The organism is Mesorhizobium sp. M1334, assembly GCF_040317995.1.
In the GTDB taxonomy this organism is placed as follows: Bacteria; Pseudomonadota; Alphaproteobacteria; order Rhizobiales; family Rhizobiaceae; genus Mesorhizobium.
Genome location: NZ_JAMYLM010000003.1, coordinates 288,154 through 309,076, shown reverse-complemented (window position 1 = coordinate 309,076; position 20,923 = coordinate 288,154). Strand labels below are relative to the sequence as shown.

16 protein-coding genes and 1 pseudogene are annotated in these 20,923 nt (G+C 64.5%); 10 read left to right on the top strand and 7 right to left on the bottom strand.

Annotated features, from left to right (window positions below; genetic code table 11):
• Positions 1–84 precede the first annotated feature (84 nt).
• The 5 genes and pseudogenes from NKH17_RS08570 (at position 85) to NKH17_RS08550 (ending at position 5,072) form a co-directional block, all read left to right on the top strand.
• Positions 85–1,119 (top strand): Gfo/Idh/MocA family protein, encoded by a 1,035-nt coding sequence (locus NKH17_RS08570; RefSeq protein WP_352475349.1) that lies wholly within the window; start codon positions 85–87, stop codon positions 1,117–1,119.
• A pseudogene (locus NKH17_RS08565) lies at positions 1,119–2,023 on the top strand (sugar phosphate isomerase/epimerase family protein). The gene NKH17_RS08570 and the pseudogene NKH17_RS08565 overlap by 1 nt, the downstream one beginning before the upstream one ends.
• A 105-nt stretch (positions 2,024–2,128) precedes the next feature.
• A complete protein-coding gene (locus NKH17_RS08560; RefSeq protein ID WP_352475347.1) occupies positions 2,129–3,142 on the top strand; it encodes a substrate-binding domain-containing protein in 1,014 nt (337 codons plus the stop codon).
• Between the two features lie 86 nt (positions 3,143–3,228).
• Positions 3,229–4,026 (top strand): ATP-binding cassette domain-containing protein, encoded by a 798-nt coding sequence (locus NKH17_RS08555; protein ID WP_352475346.1) that lies wholly within the window; start codon positions 3,229–3,231, stop codon positions 4,024–4,026.
• A complete protein-coding gene (locus NKH17_RS08550; RefSeq protein WP_352475345.1) occupies positions 4,023–5,072 on the top strand; it encodes an ABC transporter permease in 1,050 nt (349 codons plus the stop codon). Before NKH17_RS08555 ends, NKH17_RS08550 begins: the two co-directional genes overlap by 4 nt.
• A 9-nt stretch (positions 5,073–5,081) precedes the next feature.
• Here the strand turns inward: NKH17_RS08550 and NKH17_RS08545 are convergent, their stop codons facing one another.
• The gene (locus tag NKH17_RS08545) at positions 5,082–7,784 is read right to left on the bottom strand and encodes an ATP-dependent helicase (protein ID WP_352898673.1); all 2,703 of its coding nucleotides are present in this window, start codon (positions 7,782–7,784) and stop codon (positions 5,082–5,084) included.
• 253 nt (positions 7,785–8,037) lie between these two features.
• On the opposite strand from NKH17_RS08545, the gene NKH17_RS08540 reads away from it, so the two are divergent.
• A complete protein-coding gene (locus tag NKH17_RS08540) occupies positions 8,038–10,350 on the top strand; it encodes a glucose/quinate/shikimate family membrane-bound PQQ-dependent dehydrogenase (RefSeq protein WP_352898675.1) in 2,313 nt (770 codons plus the stop codon).
• 10 nt (positions 10,351–10,360) lie between these two features.
• On the opposite strand, the gene NKH17_RS08535 is transcribed toward NKH17_RS08540, so the two are convergent.
• Complete coding sequence (locus tag NKH17_RS08535; RefSeq protein WP_254818955.1) at positions 10,361–10,792, bottom strand: hypothetical protein; 432 nt, start codon at positions 10,790–10,792, stop codon at positions 10,361–10,363.
• Between the two features lie 9 nt (positions 10,793–10,801).
• On the bottom strand, positions 10,802–10,951 hold the full coding sequence (locus tag NKH17_RS08530) for a hypothetical protein (RefSeq protein WP_352898678.1): 150 nt from the start codon (positions 10,949–10,951) through the stop codon (positions 10,802–10,804).
• A 272-nt stretch (positions 10,952–11,223) separates the two neighbouring features.
• On the opposite strand from NKH17_RS08530, the gene NKH17_RS08525 reads away from it, so the two are divergent.
• Positions 11,224–12,123 carry a dienelactone hydrolase family protein gene (locus tag NKH17_RS08525; protein ID WP_352898680.1) on the top strand — a complete coding sequence of 300 codons (900 nt, stop codon included), beginning with the start codon at positions 11,224–11,226 and terminating at the stop codon, positions 12,121–12,123.
• Here the strand turns inward: NKH17_RS08525 and NKH17_RS08520 are convergent, their stop codons facing one another.
• Positions 12,124–13,032, bottom strand: coding sequence for an EamA family transporter (locus NKH17_RS08520; RefSeq protein ID WP_352898682.1), 909 nt, complete (start codon positions 13,030–13,032; stop codon positions 12,124–12,126).
• A 90-nt stretch (positions 13,033–13,122) separates the two neighbouring features.
• Here NKH17_RS08520 and NKH17_RS08515 point away from each other — a divergent pair, with 90 nt between their 5' ends.
• Complete coding sequence (locus tag NKH17_RS08515) at positions 13,123–13,602, top strand: Lrp/AsnC family transcriptional regulator (RefSeq protein WP_352898756.1); 480 nt, start codon at positions 13,123–13,125, stop codon at positions 13,600–13,602.
• 260 nt (positions 13,603–13,862) lie between these two features.
• On the opposite strand, the gene NKH17_RS08510 is transcribed toward NKH17_RS08515, so the two are convergent.
• Positions 13,863–14,060, bottom strand: a complete 198-nt coding sequence (locus NKH17_RS08510) for a hypothetical protein (protein ID WP_352466944.1) — start codon at positions 14,058–14,060, stop codon at positions 13,863–13,865.
• 164 nt (positions 14,061–14,224) lie between these two features.
• Positions 14,225–14,710: a thioesterase family protein gene (locus NKH17_RS08505; protein ID WP_352898685.1), complete on the bottom strand. Its 486-nt coding sequence runs from the start codon at positions 14,708–14,710 to the stop codon at positions 14,225–14,227.
• A 119-nt stretch (positions 14,711–14,829) separates the two neighbouring features.
• Here NKH17_RS08505 and NKH17_RS08500 point away from each other — a divergent pair, with 119 nt between their 5' ends.
• Together NKH17_RS08500 and NKH17_RS08495 are read left to right on the top strand one after the other, a co-directional pair.
• A complete protein-coding gene (locus NKH17_RS08500) occupies positions 14,830–16,245 on the top strand; it encodes an FAD-binding oxidoreductase (RefSeq protein WP_352898687.1) in 1,416 nt (471 codons plus the stop codon).
• 96 nt (positions 16,246–16,341) lie between these two features.
• Complete coding sequence (locus tag NKH17_RS08495) at positions 16,342–20,388, top strand: AsmA family protein (RefSeq protein ID WP_352898689.1); 4,047 nt, start codon at positions 16,342–16,344, stop codon at positions 20,386–20,388.
• 11 nt (positions 20,389–20,399) lie between these two features.
• Here NKH17_RS08495 and NKH17_RS08490 read toward each other — a convergent pair whose 3' ends face one another.
• On the bottom strand, positions 20,400–20,837 hold the full coding sequence (locus tag NKH17_RS08490) for a MarR family winged helix-turn-helix transcriptional regulator (protein WP_352898692.1): 438 nt from the start codon (positions 20,835–20,837) through the stop codon (positions 20,400–20,402).
• Between the last annotated feature and the right edge of the window lie 86 nt (positions 20,838–20,923).

Genomic DNA, 20,923 nt, shown 5'->3' with positions numbered 1-20,923 from the left:
GTAAACGTTTACGGAAAACATTCACGGCCCTGCCGTGAACGCCGTGACGATCGGTCTGGAGGGGCCGAGAGGGAGGAGCACTGGATGATCAATGTCGTCCTGGTCGGCTGCGGCGCCATGAGCAAGGCATGGCTCGATGCAGCCAGGCAGATCGACGGGCTCGCCATTGTCGGCCTGGTCGATATCGATGTCGAACGGGCGCGGGCGAGGGCGCGCGAATACGAGCTTTCGAGCGCCATCATTGGAACCGACCTCGACGCCGTGCTCGACCAGACCAGGCCCGACGCGGTATTCGACGTGGTGGTTCCCGCCGCTCGCCGCGAGGTCGCGCTTTCCGCCTTTGCCCATAATTGCCACCTGCTGACCGAAAAGCCACTCGCCGACAGCCCGGACAATGCGCGTGCCATCGTCGAGGCCGCCCGCAGCGCCGGGCGTATCCATGCCGTCGTCCAGAACCGCCGCTATGTCGCCAATGTCAGGCGCATCCGGCGCTTTCTCGATTCCGGCGCCATTGGTGCGCCAACCAGCATCCATGCCGAGTTCTTCGTCGCGCCGCATTTCGGCGGCTTTCGCGAGGAGATGCGTCATGTGCTGCTGCTCGACATGGCGATCCACACATTCGATGCCGCCCGCTACATGGCGGCCGGCGAGCCGACCGGTGTCTATTGCCAGGAGTGGGAGCCGGCCAATTCCTGGTATCGGCAAGGGTCGTCGGCGACCGCAAGCTTCGACCTCGGCGGCGGCAAGCTGTTCACCTATGCCGGCAGCTGGTGCGCGGCCGGCTTCCGCACCAGCTGGGACAGTACATGGCGGATCGTCGCAGAGCGCGGCAGCATTGTGTGGGACGGCGAGGACGGGCTGAAGGCGGAAATCGTGCAGCCGGTCCGTGAAGGCCTGTTCGACCGCACCGAACCGATAGCCGTGCCGCCGCTCGACCCGGCCGATCGCGTCGGCGGCCATCTCGGCATCATCCAGGATTTCGTCCGCGCCGTCGAGACCGGCACCGAGCCGGAGACGCGCGGCGCCGACAACATCAAGAGCCTGGCCATGGTTTTCGCTGCGATCGAGAGCGCCGAGACCGGGCGCCGGGTCGCCATCGCTGCACAGGAAGGATCATGATGCCAAACCCGCTGCTCGACATCAGGATTGGCACAATGGTGCGGGCCAATCTCGACGACCCGGCCGCCTATGTCAGGCAGATCCTGCCGCTCGGCTTCGAGAGCATCCAGCCGTTCTTCTGGCAGACGCTGGGCGGCAAGGACATTCCGCGGCTGGCGGGCGAGATCCGCGAGGCGATCGGCGACGCCGATGTCGTCGTCTCGTCGATCGGCGTGTTCGGCAATCCGCTGGAGAGCGGCGAGATCGATCGCGGCGTGCTCCAGGCGTGGGAAACGATCATCGACAACGCGCATCTGTTCGGCGCCAATATGGTCAGCGGCTTACCGGCCGCATTCGCGGCAAGCCGCTGCCCGACAGCCTGCCGCGTTTCCGCGAGGTCTGGGGACCCTTGGCCAGGCGTGCCGCCGACAAGGGCGTGCGCATCGCGTTCGAGAACTGCGCCATGGACGGCAACTGGACCAGCGGCGACTGGAACATCGCCCACAATCCGGACGCCTGGGAGTTGATGTTCAACGAGTTGCCGGACGACAATCTCGGCCTGGAGTGGGAGCCCTGCCATCAGCTGGTCTATCTGATCGATCCGATCCCGCAGATCCGCAAATGGGCGCCGCGCATCTTCCACGTCCATGGCAAGGACGCGACCGTGCGCTGGGACGTGATCCGCGAACATGGCGTGTTCGGCCGCCTGCCGTTCGTTCAGATGCGCACGCCGGGTTTCGGCGACAGCGACTGGACAAGGGTGATCAGCGAGCTGCGGCTGGCCGGCTACAAAGGCGCCATCGACATCGAGGGCTGGCACGACCCGGTCTATCGCGGCGATCTCGAGATCACCGGCCAGGCGCGTGCGCTGGATTATCTCCAACAATGCCGGGGAGGCGCGAGCTACCTGCCGAACCCGGTGTGAGAACTCGGCCGGCGGGAGGTGCCGGCCAGGGAAAGATTGCGGCGCCTTGCCGAAGCGATCGTCAAAACCCCTCGGCTAGCGAGGGAACAAAGGGAGGATAAGTGCATGAGCATTACGATGAGAAGGACAGTTCTGCGCTCGACCGTCGCGGCGGCCGCGATGGCACTCGCCGCCGCACTCTCGACCTTGCCGGCGCAGGCGCTCGATGCCCAGTGGTGCAAGGATGTCCATATCCGTTTCTTCGTCGGCGGGGCAGAGGGAGATGCCTTCGGCACGATCGTCTATAATGGTGCCAAGCAGGCGGCAGCCGATCTTGGGCCGAAGGTCGACTACATCTTTTCCCAGTGGGATGTCGAGAAGATGGTGCAGCAATTGCGCGAGGCTGTCGCGGTCAAGCCCCAAGGCATCGCCATGATGGGCCACCCCGGCGACGCCGCGATCATGCCGCTGGCCGAACAGGCACACAAGGACGGTATCAAGATGATGTACCAGAACGTGCCGGTGCCGACGGTCACGGCGGCGTTCGGCGGCGGCTATGTCGGCGCCCAGCAGGAGCAGCAGGGCCGCGCGCTCGGCGCCGAGGCGGTCAAGCTGGCCGGGCTCAAGGCCGGCGACAAGGCGATCATGATCGGCCCGTTCGAGAACGAGAGCCGCGGCGCGCGCGAACGCGGCACAGTCGCCGCGCTCAAAGAGGCGGGCGTCGAGGTCATACAGCTCTCCTCGCCGCCAAGCGGCGAATGGGCTTCCGACCCCAATCTGGCAATTCCGGTGATCACCGCGGCACTGCTCAACAATCCAGACGTCAAGGCGGTCGGCTATCCCGGCGGGCAGATGCTGGGCAACGTACCGACTTACATGCAGGCGGCGGGCAGGAAGCCTGGCGATATCTTCAACTTCGGCTTCGACACCAGCCCGCAGATCGTCGAGGGCTTCAAGGGCGGCTGGGTGCAACTGACAGCCGACCAGCAGCCGTTCCTGCAGGGATATCTGCCGATCCTCAGCCTCTGCCAGCAGGTGGTGCTCGGCCTTGCGCCGATGAATGTCGACACCGGCGCCGGCTTCGTCACGCCACAGAATTACGAGATCGTCGCCGAGCTCGCCAAGCAGGCGCTGCGCTGACCTCCCAAGCCGTCGGCCGGGATCGAGCCCGGCCGGCGGGACCGCCGGCGAAAAGACCGGCACGCGAAAATCAAGCGAGGATCGCCATGGCCGAACGCATCATAGAACTGCGCGACATCAGCAAGTCCTATGGCCAGGTCTATGCGCTGGGCGGGGTTAATCTCAGCGTCGATCGCGGCGAGGTGGTCGGCCTGATCGGCGACAATGGCGCCGGCAAGTCGACGCTGATCAAGATCCTGTCCGGCGTGGTCAAACCGACCAGCGGCGAGATTCTCGTCCGCGGCAAGCCGGTGACCGGATGGAGTCCTGCGCGCTCGCGCGACGCCGGCATCGAGACCGTGTTCCAGGACCGAGCCCTCGCCGTGCAGCAGACCATCGTGCGCAATATCTTCATGGGCCGCGAACTCACCGGCTGGCTTGGCTGGCTGAAGGTCAACAAGGAGATCGCGGAGGCGAGCCGGCTGATGCGCGAGATCGGCTTCACTTCGAAAGTGTTCACGCCACAGTCGATCGTCGGCCAGCTCTCGGGCGGCGAACGCCAGGGCGTGGCGATCGCGCGGGCCATCTATAAGAAGGCGGAGCTGATAGTCCTCGACGAACCGACGACGGCGCTATCGCTGACCGAGACCGCCAAGGTCTTCCACTTCGTGCGCCAGGTGCGGGCGAGCGGGCGGTCGATCCTGTTCATCGGCCACAATATTCACCACGTCTTCGACATCGCCGACCGGTTCGTGGTGCTCGACCGCGGCAAGGTCGCGCTCACCGCCGACCGCAGCGAGGTCAAGTCGGCCGAAGACCTGATCAACTTCATGGAAGACGTCGCCCACCCCAGCGGATTGCCGGGGTTGCACGACGTGGCCGATGCGGGGAGGGCGGCACGATGAGCAAGACCATGGAACCCGATCTGCAGAGCCCCCTCGGCGGCACGCATGGCGAAGCCGCCGGGAAAGAGTGGCGACACCCGTCCGACAATTGGTTGCGCGGGTTCATCCTCGACAACCGCGCCGCACTCGGCACGTTGGCCGTGTTCATCGTTATGATGGCGGTGTTCATGATCGCCAATCCGACGGTCTTCACCACCTGGTATCTTTACAGTTCCGTGCTGACCACGCTGCCGGTGGCGTTGTTCGTAGTTGTGCCGCTGGTCTTCGTCGTCACCTGTGGCGAGATCGACCTGTCGTTTCCGGCGACAATGGGCTTTGCCTCATGGGTGTTCGCGCTGGTCGTGCAGGCCGGCTACGACCCGTTCCTCGGCATCGCCGCCGCAATGGTCACCGGCATGCTGCTCGGCTTCCTGGTCGGCTCCCTGGTCGTCTATGGCGGGTTGTCGTCGCTGATCGCCACGCTCGGCATGAATTTCCTGCTGCGCGGCCTGATCCAGATCATCAACGAGGGCAGGTCGACGGCACTGACCGGCCTTGCCGACAGCTGGGCCTACAAGATCTTCTCCAGCCAGCTTTACGGCATTCCGGTGCAGATCTTCTGGGCCATCGGCTTCGTCGTGCTGTCGGCGCTGCTCTACAACCGCCATCGCTTCGGCGCGCAGGTCAAGGTGGTCGGCGACAATCCCGATAGCGCCCAGCAGATGGGCATCGACGTCAAGCGCGTGCGGGTAAAAGTGTTCGTCTTCGTCGGCATCGGGGCTGCGATCGCCGGCACGTTTTCGGTGATGATCAACTTCACCTGGTGGCCGACGGCGGGGGACGGATACCTGCTGCCGGTGCTGGCATCGGTGTTCGTCGGCGGCACGCCGACCTGGGGTGGCATCGGCACGGTCGTCGGCGGCGCGATCGGCGCGGTCACGGTCTCCTTCATCCAGACCGGCGTGGTGGCGGCAGGCCTCAGCGGCTTCTACGTCCAGTTCTTCAACGGCCTGATCATCATCCTGTCGCTGCTCGGCCATAAGTGGAACCAGGCGCGGTATCGGTGACCGGCGGTCTCACACCCCCGTGACAAACCCGTCCAGCACGCGTTTCTGGCCGGCTTTGTCGAAGTCGATGGTCAGCTTGTTGCCTTCGATGGCCGAGATGTTGCCGTTGCCGAATTTCTGGTGGAAGACGCGGTCGCCGACATTGAAGGGGGACGGCGTGTCGGCGACGGATTTGGCGACCAGCTCGCCGTCGATGGTGCGGCCCTTGATCGAGGTGCGGCCGGCGCCGTAGCCGGAGTCGGTTTCGCCATAGCCGATGCGCTCGACCTGGTGGCCGGAGCGCGTGCCCCAATTGCGGTCGGTCGCCTCGGTGCGGTTGGCTTGGGCGCGCTGCCAGCCCGGCGTCGCATAGGTGCTGGAGAAAGCGCCGGATTTCTCGGCGCCGTTGTTGCCGCCGATGTTATCGAAGCGCGATGCTCCATAGGGGTTCTGCCTGCCTGCCCCTTGGCCACCGCGACCGGAGGCGAACGAGCCGCCGCCATAGGCATTGCCGTAGCCGCCATAGGAGTTGCCGCCCTCGGAAACTTCGATATGGGCTTCCGGCAGTTCTTCGAGGAAGCGCGAGGGAATGGTCGATTGCCAGAGGCCGTGGATGCGGCGGTTGGAGACGAACCAGAGATGCAGGTTCTTCTTGGCGCGGGTCAGGCCGACATAGGCCAGGCGGCGTTCCTCCTCCAGGCCGGAGCGGCCACCCTCGTCGAGGGAACGCTGGTGCGGGAACAGGCCTTCCTCCCAGCCGGGCAGGAACACGGTTTCGAATTCGAGGCCCTTGGCCGAATGCAGCGTCATGATGTTGACTGCGTCGAGCTCGGCGTTCTGCTCGGCGTCCATCACCAAGGCGACATGTTCGAGGAAGGAGCGCAGCGATTCATACTCCTCCATGGAGCGGATCAGTTCTTTTAAGTTCTCGAGCCGACCGGGCGCTTCAACCGAGCGGTCGTTCTTCCACATGTCGGTGTAGCCGCTCTCCTCCAGTATGGTCTCGGCGAGCTCGGTGTGCGGCGTGGTTTCCAGCGCCTTCTGCCAGCGCTCGAAATTGGCCGATACCTCGCGCAGTGCCGCGCGCGGCTTCGGCTTCAGCTCGTCGCTCTCGGCAAGTTTTGCCGCCGCCTCCAGCATCGGGATGCGCAGCGCGCGTGCAGTGTCGTGGATCTGGCGGATGGTGGCCTCGCCCAAGCCGCGTTTCGGCACGTTGACGATGCGCTCGAAGGCGAGGTCGTCGGCGCCTTGCGCGACGACGCGGAAAAAGGCCAGCGCATCGCGGATCTCGAGCCGCTCATAAAAGCGCGGGCCGCCGATGACGCGGTAGTTGAGGCCGAGTGTGACGAAGCGGTCCTCGAATTCCCGCATCTGGAAGGAGGCGCGGACGAGAATCGCCATATCGTTCAAATTGTGCTTCTGGCGCTGGTAGGCCTCGATCGTCTCGCCGACGGCGCGGGCCTCCTCCTCGGAATCCCACGCGGCGTGGACATGCACCTTCTCGTCGTCCTCGGCGATCTTTTCGGTGAACAGCGTCTTGCCGAAACGGCCCTCATTGTGGGCGATGAGGTGGGAGGCGGTGCCGAGGATGTGCGCGGTCGAGCGGTAGTTGCGCTCCAGCCTGATGATGGTGGCGCCGGGAAAATCCTTGTCGAAGCGCAGGATATTGTCGACCTCGGCGCCGCGCCAGCCATAGATCGACTGGTCGTCGTCGCCGACGCAGCAGATATTTACGGTGGACAGGCGCGGGCTTCCCTCCCCCTTGAGGGGAGGGTGGCCGGGCAAAGCCCGGTCGGGTGGGGTCCGAGCGGCAGTGCTCGACCCCGTGGCGGTGCCTTCTGCGGCAACCCCCTCCGCCCGCTTCGCGGGCACCTCCCCCTCAAGGGGGGAGGATTGCGGCCGCTGCGCCAGCAGCCGCAGCCACATGTATTGCGCGGTGTTGGTGTCCTGATATTCGTCAACGAGGATGTAGCGGAAGCGCTTGTGGTATTCCTTCAGCACGTCCGGATTGGCGCGGAAGATGCGGATCGGGTGGCACAATAGATCGCCGAAGTCGCAAGCGTTCAGCGTTTGCAGCCGTTCCTGATAGGCCGTGTAGAGCTCGCGGCCCTTGCCGTTGGCGAAGGCACGGGCATCGCCCTCGGGGATGTCGGCGGGACCGAGGCCCTTGTTCTTCCAGCCGTCGATCATCTGAGCGAACTGCTTGGCCGGCCAGCGCTTGTCGTCCAGCCCTTCGGCCTGGATGAGCTGCTTGATCAGGCGCACCACATCGTCGGTGTCGAGAATGGTGAAGTCGGATTTGAGCCCGGCCAGCTCGGCGTGTCTGCGCAGCAGCTTCACTCCGATCGAGTGGAAAGTACCGAGCCATGGCATGCCCTCGACATTGCCTTCGCCGATCAACAGGCCGATGCGCTGCTTCATCTCGCGCGCCGCTTTGTTGGTGAAGGTGACGGCGAGGATCTGCGAAGGGAAGGCTTTGCCGGTGGCAAGGATGTGGGCGATGCGGGTGGTGAGCACCCGCGTCTTGCCGGTGCCGGCGCCGGCCAACACCAGAACCGGGCCTTCGGTGGTCTCAACCGCCAGCCGCTGCTCGGGGTTGAGGCCGTTGAGATAATCGGGCGCGTTGTTCTGGTTGCTGCGGGCAGCCATGGCGCGCGCGGCAATGCCCGACGGGGCCACAGGCCGCGCGTTCGGTTCGTCAAAAAAGGGCATGTCTTCCGAAAAGCCGGACATCTCTCCCCGAATGTAGTGATTCGGCAGCGAAAGGCCAGAAGCGTCTCCGTTTTGTTCTCTGTCCGGTCGGTAGACTCACAATCTGAATGGGTCTGCTAACCAAAACGCCGGGCTTGCCGAGGGCCGGCGCCGTAAAACGCCGAGCTTGCTTGACAGGGGAGGCGGGCCGGAGAAAGTTGTGCTCGGGGCAGGAGCGCAATGCCGGGTTGCCCATGGACGCGTCGCGGAGCGCACCAGTCGAAGGAGCACCGTCTTGGCTGTGGTCATCACCTCCCTGATCCTTTTCCTCATCGGCCTGGCGCTTGGCGGCGGCGGTATCTGGCTCGTGACGCTGGGCGGCAGCTGGTATTACGTCATCGCCGGTCTAGCTTTCCTTGTCGCGGCCTGGCTGCTCTACAGGCGCAGATCCACCGCGCTGTGGCTCTACGCGGCGATCGTGCTCGGCACGCTCGCCTGGGCGGTCTGGGAGATCGGCTTCGACTGGTGGGAGCTCGGCCCGCGCGGCGGCATCATCGTGCTTGTCGCGCTATGGCTGTTGACGCCATGGGCGCGGCGCGGGCTTACCGGTCCCGACGGACGCGCGCCGCTTATCCTCGCCGTGCTGGCATCGCTCGGCGTCGCCGGCTATTCGATGACGACCGATCCGAAGGATATTGCCGGCCAACTCAACACCGACAAGGTGACGCCGACGGCCGATCTCGGCGGCAATGTGCCGCCCGGCGAATGGCACTATTACGGCCGTACGCCCTATGGCCAGCGCTATTCGCCGCTCGACCAGATCACCCCGGAAAACGTCGCCAATCTGCAGCCGGCCTGGACCTATCAAACCGGCGACGTGAAAGGGCCCGACGACATCGGCGAGACGACCTATCAGGTGACGCCGCTGAAGATTGCCGACACGCTCTACATCTGCACGCCGCATAATTTCGCCATCGCCATCGATGCCGCAAGCGGCAAGGAGAAATGGCGCTTCGATCCACAGATCAAGCTCAACAAGGACCGCCAGCACCAGACCTGCCGCGGCGTGTCCTATTATGCCGACGCCAAGATCGCCGCCGGCCAGCCCTGCGCCACACGCATCTACCTGCCGACGTCCGACGCTCGGCTGATCGCCCTCGATGCGGCGAATGGCCAGGTCTGCCCCACATTTGCCGAGGGTGGCACGCTGAACCTGCTAGCCAACATGCCATATCCGAAGCCCGGCTATTATTATTCGACCTCGGCGCCGCTGATCGTCGCCAACAAGATCATCGTCGGCGGCGCGGTCAACGACAATTATTCGACGCAGGAGCCGTCCGGGGTCATCCGTGCCTACGATGCCGACACAGGGGCGCTGTTGTGGAACTGGGATTCCGGCAATCCAGACCAGACGACGCCGCTGCCGCCGGCCCAGACCTATACCCACAACTCGCCCAACATGTGGTCGACGGCGAGCGCCGACGAGAAGCTCGGGCTGCTCTATGTGCCGCTCGGCAACAAGACGCCGGACCAGCTCGGCGCTGGGCGCAGCGCCAATGACGAGAAATTCTCCTCGTCGATCACCGCGCTCGATCTCAACAGCGGACAATTTCGCTGGGTGCGGCAGACCGTGCATCACGATCTCTGGGACATGGACGTGCCGGCGCAGCCGACGCTGGTCGACATCACCACGGAAAGTGGCGTGGTGCCGGCGCTGGTCGGGCCGACCAAGCAGGGCGATCTCTATATTCTCGACCGGCGCAGTGGCGAACCGATCGTTCCGGTCAAGGAAGTGCCAGCACCTGGCGGCGCGATCGAGGGCGACCATACCTCGCCGACACAGCCGACCTCGGACCTGAGCTTCAGTCCGAAACCGCTGACCGGCGCCGACATGTGGGGCATTACCATGTTCGACCAGCTGGCCTGCCGGATCGAGCTTCGGAAGTTGCGCTATGAGGGCCGCTATACGCCGCCGTCGCTGCAGGGCTCGCTGATCTACCCCGGCAATTTCGGCACCTTCAACTGGGGCGGTGTGGCAGTCGATCCGGTCCGGCAGGTGATGTTCGGCATGCCGACATACCTGGCGTTCATCTCCAAACTGGTGCCGCGCGCCGACGTGCCGCCGCCCGGTGACACCAAGGGCAGCGAACAAGGCCTGAACCGCAATGAGGGTGCGCCTTACGCGGTGATATTGAAGCCGTTCCTGTCGCCGCTCGGCATTCCCTGCCAGGCGCCGCCCTGGGGCTATGTGGCGGGTGCCGACCTTCGGACCGGCAAGATCGTCTACAAGCATCGCAACGGCACCGTTTACGACATGACGCCGTTGCCGCTGCCGTTCAAGGTCGGCGTTCCCGGCATTGGCGGGCCGATGATCACTGCCGGCGGCGTCGCCTTCCTCGGTGCGGCGGTCGACGACTATGTGCGCGCCTATGACCTGACGACCGGCAAACAGCTCTGGCAGGCGCGGCTGCCTGCCGGCGGGCAGTCGACACCCATGACTTACACGGTAGCCGACGGACGCCAGTTCGTCGTCATCGTTGCCGGCGGCCACGGCTCGGTCGGCACCAAGCCGGGCGATTATGTAATGGCCTATACGCTGCCGAAATAGAGAAGTTCCTTCAGAGCCCGAGATGCCCTTTCAGGTCGGGTACCGATGCAAGGACCTCATTGGTTAGCTGCGGGCCGGCTGCTGCCTCGGCCTGCTGGACCAGCATCGTGCCGGCCTGACTGATTTGTGCGAGCGTAAGGCCTGATGCCTTGAGTATGGCGACGCCGTTGATCAGCGCGCCGGTCTTTTCGCCGAGAGCGCCGCCGAGCGCGCCCTCCAGCGAGGACAGGAGGCCACCACCGGAAGCCGCGCCGGGAGCCATGACATCATATTGCTTGGCCAGGGCGTCGGCTCCCGGGATTTTGGCAAAGAAGCTGGACAGGGTCGTGCCTTCCGCCTCGTGTTCAAGCACCGAGAAAATCGTGCCGGCGATCTTTTCCGTCAAAGCCTGGTTGAGACCGGATTTCTGGGAGACGGTGTTGATGATGTCCTGAACGTCCATGATCTTTCCTCAGACCTTGGTGTTTGCGGGCGGGTGCCGGTTGACGCGGATCTTGATCAACGATCGTTTGAAGGCGGGGAAGGCAGTGAACCGCAGCGCCAGCAAAGCCATAGCGGCGAGGGCGAACCCACTTGCCAGAAGCGGGGAGGGAAAGGTCATGGGGCGTATTCCTTCGTCTCAATCACGCATTCTTTTCCCGCCAAATGGCCATTCTCGTTCGCCAGATGGCCCGAATGAGGCATAGCCCGGTAACTTCTTTTTACATTGTGGTGCGTGCATTTAGCATTGCCACAAAGGACCAAAATTTAACGACAGTGCGGCGCCGGGCGTCACGGTCGTCGTGCAGGGACTTTTGGCAGCCTCACTCAGCCGTGACTGGACCAGGCAAGCTTCGGCTCTATGTTGCCGCGGGGGCTCACGAGGAGCGCGCCATGACAACACCTGCCGGACCCACTGCCGCCAAGCCTGTCATTACCCAGGCGATGATCGATGCCTATGACGAATACACGCATCTGACGCTCGACCGGCGGCGCTTCATGGAGCAATTGACCAGGCTTGCCGGATCGGGTGCGGCAGCTGCCGCGATCGCGCCGCTGCTGGCGGCGAACTCGGCCCAGGCGGCAATCGTGGCGGAAGACGATCCGCGTGTGAAAGGCGAGGACATCAGCTATCCCGGCAGCGGCGGCGAGATGAAGGGCTCTCTGGTCAGGCCGGCGGACCAGACCGGCAAGCTTGGTACCGTCATCGTCGTGCATGAGAACAGGGGTCTCAACCCGCATATTCGCGACGTGGCGCGGCGCGTTGCGCTGGAAGGGTTCGTGGCGCTTGCGCCGGACTTCATGACACCGCTCGGCGGCACGCCGGACGACGAAAACAGGGCACGTGACCTGTTTTCCCAGCTCGATCCAGCACAGGTCGCCGCCAATGCCGTGGCAACGGTCGACTACCTCAAAGGCTACAAGGACGGCAACGGCAAGGTCGGCGCCATCGGCTTCTGCTGGGGCGGCCGCACGGTGAACATGCTGGCCGTCAACGCGCCGGACCTCGCCGCCGCCGTCGCCTATTACGGCATGCAGCCAAAGGCCGAGGACGTGCCGAAGATCAAGGCCGCGCTCATGCTGCATTATGCCGGCCTCGACACCCGCACCAATGCCGGCATCGATGTCTTCAAGAAGGCACTCGACGCGGCTCATGTCGAATACTCGGTCTATGTCTATGAAGGCGCCAACCATGCCTTCAACAACGATACGTCGGCGGCCCGCTACGACAAGAAGGCGGCTGACCTCGCCTGGGGCCGGACGATCGCTTTCCTCAAGGAGAAGCTGGCCTGATCAGGTGGGCGCCGGCGCTGGTTTGTGAAGGGCGACGCCGGCCACCACCAGCGCGATGCCAATGCAGTCGGTGAGGCTCGGCACCTGCCGCAGCACGATGACGCCGATCAACGTCGCGGTGACCGGCAGCAAAGACAGCATCAGCGCGAAGCTGGAGCGCGGCAGCCGCGACATGGCAAGCTGGTCGCAAATATAGGGAATGACCGACGAGCAGATACCGACGCCGACCGCCGCAAGCAGCAGCGGCGGCGCCGAGAAAGCCGGCAGGGCATCGGCGAAACCGATCGGCAGAACGACGAGAAGGGCGACCGCCATGGCGGCACCCAGCCCGGCGATGCCATCGCCGGCGCCGCCGCGCGCGACGCGGTGGCCGAGCACGATGTAGCCAACGAACAGCGTGCCGTTGAGGAAGGCCCAGAACAGGCCGACGGGATCGCTCGACCATTTGACGTCGATCAGCAACAGGGTGCCGGCGACGGCGATTGCGAGGGCGGCGAGATTGCGCGAGCTTCTGAGGCCAACAAGCGCAACGCCGATGGTGCCGACGAATTCGATCGCCGCCACCAGCGAGATCGGCAGCCGGTCGAGCGCCAGGTAAAACGAGCAATTCATCACGCCAAGGCAGACGCCGAAAGCCACAAGCAACAACCGCGTCGAGCGATCGGCGCGGGCGAAGACCGCCCATGGCCGGGTCAATGGGGCAAAGACGAGTGCCGCGGTGGCGATGCGCAGCCAAGCCATGCCGAGCACGCCGACGTGCGGGAACAGCAGCACTGCCAAGGCCGGTCCGAGATAGTGGAACACGGCGCTGACGCCGAACCAGAGATGCGGCGGGACCGCGTTTGCCAAGGTAAAGGCGGGGCCGGCGAGTGCCGGACTTGCTGCCGGGGCTTGCGTCCGATCTTGCATAGGATCAGTATCGCAGGCGATTTTTGCCATTGATATGGATGATGGCCGGTCATTGCGGCTATTTGCTTTCGGAAAGCAAGGAGTTGTCCGCTGAAACGCCTTCGAAATGAAAATACCGATCTGGACCCGGCGGATCTGAAAATCCTGCGCCTGCTGGAAAAGGACGCGCGCACCAGCACCGCCGAACTGGCGCGATCGGTCGGCCTGTCGGCGCCGAGCGTGGCCGAGCGCATCAAGCGGCTGCAGGAAAGCGGTGTGATCGACGCCTACACAGTGCGTATCAATCCGGCCGCGCTCGGCATGAAGCTGTCGGCATGGCTGCGCATCAGGCCGGTGCCGGGGCAACTCGCCGTCGTGACCGAAATCATCCGCGACCTGCCGGAAATCGCCCAATGCGACCGGGTCACTGGTGAGGACTGCTTCATCGCGCTGGCGCATGTCGCCTCGGTGGCCGAGCTCGAGCGAGTGATCGACCGGATCATTCCCCATGCGATGACCAACACGGCGATCATCCAGTCGTCGCCGGTGGTGCCGCGCTCGCCGCTGGGGGCGGTGAAGCGCCAGCCTTGATGCTTGGGGTCGTTCGTCAGCACGTCGTCCGCTTAACTCGAAACGTCGCGTCGCCCCTTCATCGCCCTGCCGGGCACTTCTCGGACGTTGTCACCAATGGTTTCGCCAATTGCCAGCGTTGCTGAAAGAGCGCCGAGGCTGCGGCCAGCCCCTTTTCCCCGTCACTATACGCGGAGACGGTGGCGGCAGCCGGATGAGGGGCAGCGCAAACGTTCCAGAAATGCAAACCGGACGGCCGGTCTGTTTTTTTCCCGCACCGTTCAGGCGTGGCCGCGTTTGATCCGCGCCTGCTTCAGGATGGCGCGCCAGCGGATCATGGCGAAGGGAATCGGCTCGTTGTTGTTGGCGATGTGGAAGATCTCGTTGTTGAGGTTCTTCAGCGAGCGCCAGAAATCATAGTCGGTGATACGTGGATCAGCCGCCAGCCTGTCCGCCTCGACCTTGATGTCGGTTTTCATGCACGTTCCCCGAACCGCTGCTGCTCCGCCGCCCGTATCGCAATTCGATGCGGATGGTTTTCCAACGCCGCGCTGAGTCGTTCAACGTCTCAATTCGGCTTGTTCACGTTAAAACCTCGGTAAGGTTAACGGCGGTTGGCCCGTGGTTCAAGCGCTCTCTTGGTTCAAGCCGGCTTACGACGAATACCGATCGAGCGGCCGGCGCGCTCCGGCATCGGCAGGGCGGCATGGGCGGCGCGCATCGCTTCCACCCTGGCCAGGACGTCAGCGGGGAAGGGCGCGACCTTCGGGCCAGCCATGTCGACATGCAGCGACAGCGTTTCGGAGGTGGCGGCGAGCCAGCCGTCGAGATGGCGGATTTCCTGGTAGGCCCTCAGCCGCTTCTCGTCATGGTCCAGCAACTGGAACGAGACTGTGACCTTGTGGTCGAGGTGCAATTCCTGGACGTAGCAGACATGGACTTCCGCGGTGTAGATGGTCAGCCGCCGTTCCCTTACATAGTCCGGCCCCATCCCCATCACCTCGAAGGCTTCGTCGGAGCACCGGTCGAACAGCACGTTGTAATAGGCCATGTTGAGATGGCCGTTGTAGTCGATCCAGGCCTCCTCGATGTCCATGGCGCGAGAGACGAAAGGGGCGGGGATGGGCATCGGAAACTTCCTTCTCGTCATGCCGGGATGAGCGTGGACTGGACAGAGCGTGGTTGGTGAGACTACGCATCCGTAGATGCAGAACAAGGGTGGACGCTGGTCCATTCGCGGAGGAATCGATGGCTCTAAGCGACCTCAATCCGGTCGAGCGCAACGAAGAAGGTATCGCCGCGGTGCTCGGCATCCTCAAACAGCGGCTCGGCGAGCGATTCCAGACCGGCCAGGCGATCCGCGCCCAGCACGCGCACACCACGACCTATATTCCGACGCAGGCGCCGGACGGCGTCGCCTTTGCCGAGACGACGGAGGAGGTGCAGGAGATCGTGCGCGCCTGCGCGGCCCATCGCGTGCCGGTGATCGCCTTCGGCGTAGGCTCTTCGCTGGAAGGCCACACCAATGCGCCGGGCGGCGGCATCTCGCTCGATACGTCACGCATGAGCCGCATCATTGCAGTCAATCCGCAGGACCTCGATTGCACCGTCGAGCCCGGCGTGACGCGCGAGGACCTCAACCGGCATCTGCGCGACACCGGCCTGTTCTTTCCGATCGACCCGGGTGCCAACGCTTCGCTCGGCGGCATGGCGGCGACGCGGGCGTCGGGCACCAACGCCGTGCGCTACGGCACGATGCGCGAAAACGTGCTGTCGCTGACTGCGGTGATGGCCGACGGCGAGGCAGTGACGACCGGCAAGCGCGCCAAGAAAAGCTCGGCCGGCTACGATCTGACACGGCTGCTGATCGGCTCGGAAGGCACGCTCGGCATCATCACCCAGCTGACGTTGAAGCTGCAGGGCATTCCGCAGGCGATTTCGGGCGGCGTCTGCCCGTTCCCCAGTGTCGAGGCGGCGTGCAATGCGGTGATCGCGACCATCCAGATGGGCATTCCGGTGGCGCGCATCGAATTGGTCAACGCGCTGCAGATGCGGGCGATGAAGACCTATTCGAAGCTTGATTATCCCGAGAGCCCGTGCCTGTTCGTCGAGTTCCACGGCAGCGATGCCGGCGTCGCCGAGCAGGCCGAAACCTTCGGCATGATCGCCGAGGAAAATGGCGGCGGTCCGTTCCTATGGACCAGCGTCGCCGAAGAGCGGACGAAATTGTGGAAGGCCAGGCACGATGCCTACTGGTCGTCGCTGACGCTGCGGCCGGGTGCCAAGGGCCTCTCGACCGATGTCTGCGTGCCGATCTCACGCTTTGCCGAATGTGTCACCGAGACCGAGGCGGATATCACCGAGATGGGCCTGATCGCGCCGATCGTCGGCCATGCCGGCGACGGCAATTTCCATGTGCTGGTGCTGATGGACGTGGACGATCCGAAGGAGATCGCGCTGGCGGAAAAATTCGTGGCGCGGCTCAACATGCGCGCCATCGCCATGGACGGCACCTGCACCGGCGAGCATGGCATAGGGCAAGGCAAGATCGGCTTCCTGCGGCACGAGCTTGGCCATGGCGTCGACATCATGCGCACGATCAAGAAGGCGCTCGACCCGCTGAATATCATGAACCCCGGCAAGATATTGCCTGGAAAGGACTGATCTTCAGGCCGCTGCCGTGCCTCCATTTGCCTCTTTATCGACACGCTGATGCGGGTAGAGTGCCACTGACTTTCAACCAAAACTATCCAGGAGCTAATGCTCGCACGCCTGTTCGTGATCTTCGGTGGGCTTCTTGTGCTGGTGCTGTGTGCGGCGCTGGTGGTGCCGTACTTTGTCGACTGGACTGGTTACCGTGCAGATTTCGAGCGCGAGGCGAGTGCCGTCCTCGGCCGCAAGGTGACCGTGCAAGGCGATGCGACGGCAAGGCTGCTGCCGTTTCCCTCGGTGACGTTCTCGAATGTCGCCGTTGCCGGTGGCCCCAACGGACAGCCGGCAATGACCGTCGAAACCTTTTCGATGGATGCAGAACTCGCGCCATTCCTGCGCGGCGAGGTGCTGATCTTCGACATGCGGCTGGTGCGGCCGAAGGCGACGATCGACATCGCCGCCGACGGCACGGTCGACTGGACGATACGGCCATCCTCGCCCTTCGATCCCGGCCAGATCTCCATCGAGAAGCTGACGGTGACGGAAGGACAGATCGCGCTCAGCCACGCCGCGGGCGGGCGCAGCCATCTTATTTCCGAGATCAACTCAACGATCTCGGCCAAGTCGCTGGCCGGCCCCTGGCGGCTGGACGGCTCACTGTTGCTGGACGGGTTGCGGACCACGATCGCCGCTTCCACCGGCAAAGCCGAACCGGACGGGCAAATGCGGCTCCGGCTCAAGGCCGATCCGGATGCCTATCCGCTGGTCATCGAGACCGACGGCAATGTGGGCCTCGTCGAGGGCGCCGCCGTCTATTCGGGCCAGTTCAAGATATCGGGCGCAGACCGGACCGCGGCGCGGCCGCGCGGCACCGGCGGCGAGGCGCTGAAGGTCAGCGCCGGCAAACCGGACCCGGGCTTCAGGCTGAACGGCAAGTTTTCGCTCGACCACCAGAAGCTCGGCGTCGACGAATTCCGCTTCGAGACCGGGCCGCTCGACAATCCCTACACGGCCGACGGCAAGGCTGCGGTCGACCTTGGGCTGAAGCCGCATTTCTCTATCGAGGCCAATGGCGCGCAGGTGCAGTTCGACGAGGCCGTCGGGGCGGCGGCCGGGGCCGGATTGACGCTGTCCGAACGGGTGGCGGCGCTCGAGCAGGCGCTGCTCGATCTGCCGAAGCCGACAATACCGGGCACGGTCGAGGTGAAACTGCCGGCGGTGGTCGTAGGCGACACGACGGTTCGCGACGTGCATCTGTCCGCCGAGCCGGCCGAAGGCGGCTGGGCGGTAAAATCGCTGGCCGCCACGCTGCCCGGCCGCGCCAAGCTGGAAGCCAATGGCATGGTCAGCGTCGAGGACCATTTCGGTTTCACCGGATCGCTGCTTCTGGCGGTGGCGCAGCCCTCCGGCTTTGCCGCCTGGCTGTCGAAGGACGTCGACGAGGCGATCCGCCGTTTGCCGGCCGCCGGCTTCAAGGCCAAGGTGGATTTGAGCGAAAGACACCAGGCCTTCAGCGATCTCGAACTCATCCTCGGCAAGGCGAAGTTCTCCGGCCGCATCGATTCCAACCAGCCCGACGAAACCCGTCCATCGGTGCTGATGCAACTCGAAGGTGGCGAACTCGACGTCGATGGGCTCGCTGCCTTCGCCTCGATCTTCGTCAGCGACAAGGGCGCCAACCGCTTTTCCGATCGCGACCTCGATTTCCAGATCAAGGCCGGGCCGGTCAGCGCCGGCGGCTTGACCGCCGATAGCGTCGATACTTCACTTAGATTGCGTGAGGGGCTGCTTGAGATCGACCGCCTGTCGGTCGGCGGACTTGCCGGCGCCTCGATCAGTGCCACCGGCCGGATCAAGGATTTCCCGGCGAGCCCGACCGGCAAGCTCGACGCCTCGGTGGTCGCCGTCGACCTCAAGCCGCTGATCGACGTCGCCGTCCAGCATTATCCAGACAATGCGGTGCTGAAGTGGCTGGCGGAGCGCGCTGCTGCCTATCCCGAGCTGTTCCAGGATGCGCGTATCGACGCGGTCACGAGTGCCGCAGACAATGGCGATGGTACGACCGGACTGGCCATGAGCGCACAGGGCAAGGCCGGTGGCTCGGCCTTTTCGGCGTCGTTGTCCGGCAAAGGGGCGCTCGACCGGCCTCTCGAAGCGCCGGTGACGCTGACCTTCAACGCAAGGAACGCCGACGCCACCGCGCTTCTGGCGCTTTACGGTCTGCCGGCGCTGCCGCTCGGCATGCTCGGCGAGGCGACCACCGACGTCTCGGCCAAAGGCACGCTTGGCGGCGGCCTGGCGACACGATTCAGCCTGGCCGGCAATGACTTCAAAGCTGGTTTCGACGGGACAATTGCCGACACGCCTCAGGGCGCGGCCGCCAAGGGCAAGGTCAGCCTTGAAACGGCCGACATCTCGCCATGGCTGATGACGACCGGCGTCGGCCTGCCCGGCATGGAGACCGGCATGTCGACGTCGCTTGCTGCCGATGCCGACTACGGCAATGGTCTCCTGGTGCTGAGCGGGCTCAGCGGCGCCGTCAACGAAGCGGCGGTTTCCGGTGACGTAAATATCGACATCAAAGAGGGGCTGCCGCATCTTGCCGGCGCGCTGTCGCTGGACGAGCTGGACCTCGATCCGATGGCGGTGATGCTGTTCGGCGACCACGCTTTCCTTGTCAATGACAGGACCTGGCCGACGGCACCGTTCAGCCAGAAATCCAGTCTGCCATTTACCGCCGATCTCGATCTGACGGCGGCGTCGCTTGCCGCCGGCCCGCTTGCCACCGCCTATGACGCTGCGCTTTCGCTGCAGCTCGACCAGGAGGGCATCCGTGTTTCCGACCTCAAGGCAAAATTCCTCGGGGGCGAGTTGAGTGGCCTGTTCGAGCTCAAGAACAATGACGGCACCGGGCTTTTCTCCGGTCAGATGAAACTCGCCGGCTCCGATTTGACAGCCGTGCTGCCGGAGGCCGGCATCAGCGGAAGCGGCGATTTCTCGACGGCGCTTTCGACCAGCGGCAAATCGGTCGACGCGATGGTCGCGGCGCTGTCCGGTTCCGGCACGGCGACGCTGAAGGGTATGACTATTGCCGGCTTTAATCCCGATGCCTTTGGCGCATTTATTGCCAAGGCCGACGCGATCGGGCGCGATATCGACGCGTCGAAGACTGCCGGTTTTGTGCCGCAGATCGCCGCGGCGGGCAGTTTTCCGGCGCCGGACACCGATATTGCCTTCACCATCGCCGGCGGCACGCTGAGGGCGCCGCCGGTCAAATTGGAAAGCCCGGGCGCGACGCTGTCCGCCGACATCACCGCCGATCTGAACACCAGCACCGTCGATGCCAAGGGCGAGATCGCCTATCGACCCGGCGATGAGGCGCTGGTCGGCTCCGAACCGATTTTGAATTTCAGCGTCGACGGTCCGTTCGGCGCCACCAAACGGCAGTTCGACAGCGAGCCGCTGGCCCAGTTCCTGACCCAGCGTGCGCTGGAAAAGGAGCAGCAGCGAGTCGAAGCCATGCAAGCCGCACTGCTCGAGAAACAAAGGCTGCGGCGTGAGGTGCGTTACTACGCTGCCCTGCAAACCGAGCGTGAAAGAGCGGCGGCGGAACGGCGCAAGCAGGAGGAGGAAGCGGCGCGGCTGAAGGCTGAGGCCGACGCCAGGGCAAAGGCCGAAGCCGAGGCTCAGGCCCAAGCCGAAGCGGAGGCGAGGGCGCAGGCTGAAGCCAAGGCGAAGGCTGAAGCGGACGCCAGGGCAAAGGCCGAAGCTGAGGCGCAGGCCCAAGCCGAAGCGGAGGCCGAAGCCAAGGCGAAGGCGGATGCAGCGGCGAAGGCCGAAGCCGAGGCGAGGGCGAAAGCCGAGGCGGCTGCAAAGGCCAAAGCGGATGCCGAAGCCAAAGCCAAGGCGGCGCAACAGGCTGCCGAGGAAGCAGCGCAGGCCGAAGAACAGCAACGCCAGAGGGCGGAAGAGGCGTTGCGGATCGCCTCGGAAGAGAAGGCAAGGCTCGACGCCGAACGCAAGGCCGCGGCGGAGCGAGCGGAACGGGCGCCACCGGCCACAAATAACGTGCCACCGCCAGTGCAGCCCCCGCCAAAGCTCAAGTTCGATCCCTCGTCGATCGACGATCTGCTAAAATCGCTGAATGGCGGGTGACGGCGCATCCTTTATATGTCGCGTCGAGCAAGCAAGCGCTTCAGCATCGGCTCGATCCGCCCGAGTTCGTCGAGATGAGCGGCTGACAGATCGGCGAGACTGTCGTCGGCGCGCTCGGTCAGCCGCAGCAGCACGCGGCGGTGGTCCTCCTCGTCGTGGTCCCTCGCGACGAGCCCGGCTTCGCAAAGACGGTTGACCAATTCCACTGCGCTGTGATGGCGGATGCGCAGGCGCTCCGCGAGGTCGCCAATGGTCACCGGCCCTCCGCCGGGAAACCCTTTGATTGCAAGCAGGGCCTGATGCTGGCGTGGTGTCAGGCCGGCTTCCTGCGCCTGGATCTGGCTGAATTCGAGAAAGCGGCGGATCAGGTAACGAAATTCGGACAGCCTCTGGTAATCGGCCGGCCCGATCGTTGCGCCGCGCTTTTGTGGCTTCGAAGTGTCTGCCATCGAATCCTTTCCGACAAAGCCGCAAACGGGCCTTGAACATTTATATCGTGTTACGATACAGAGCGCACCAACATGGCTCGTGCCCG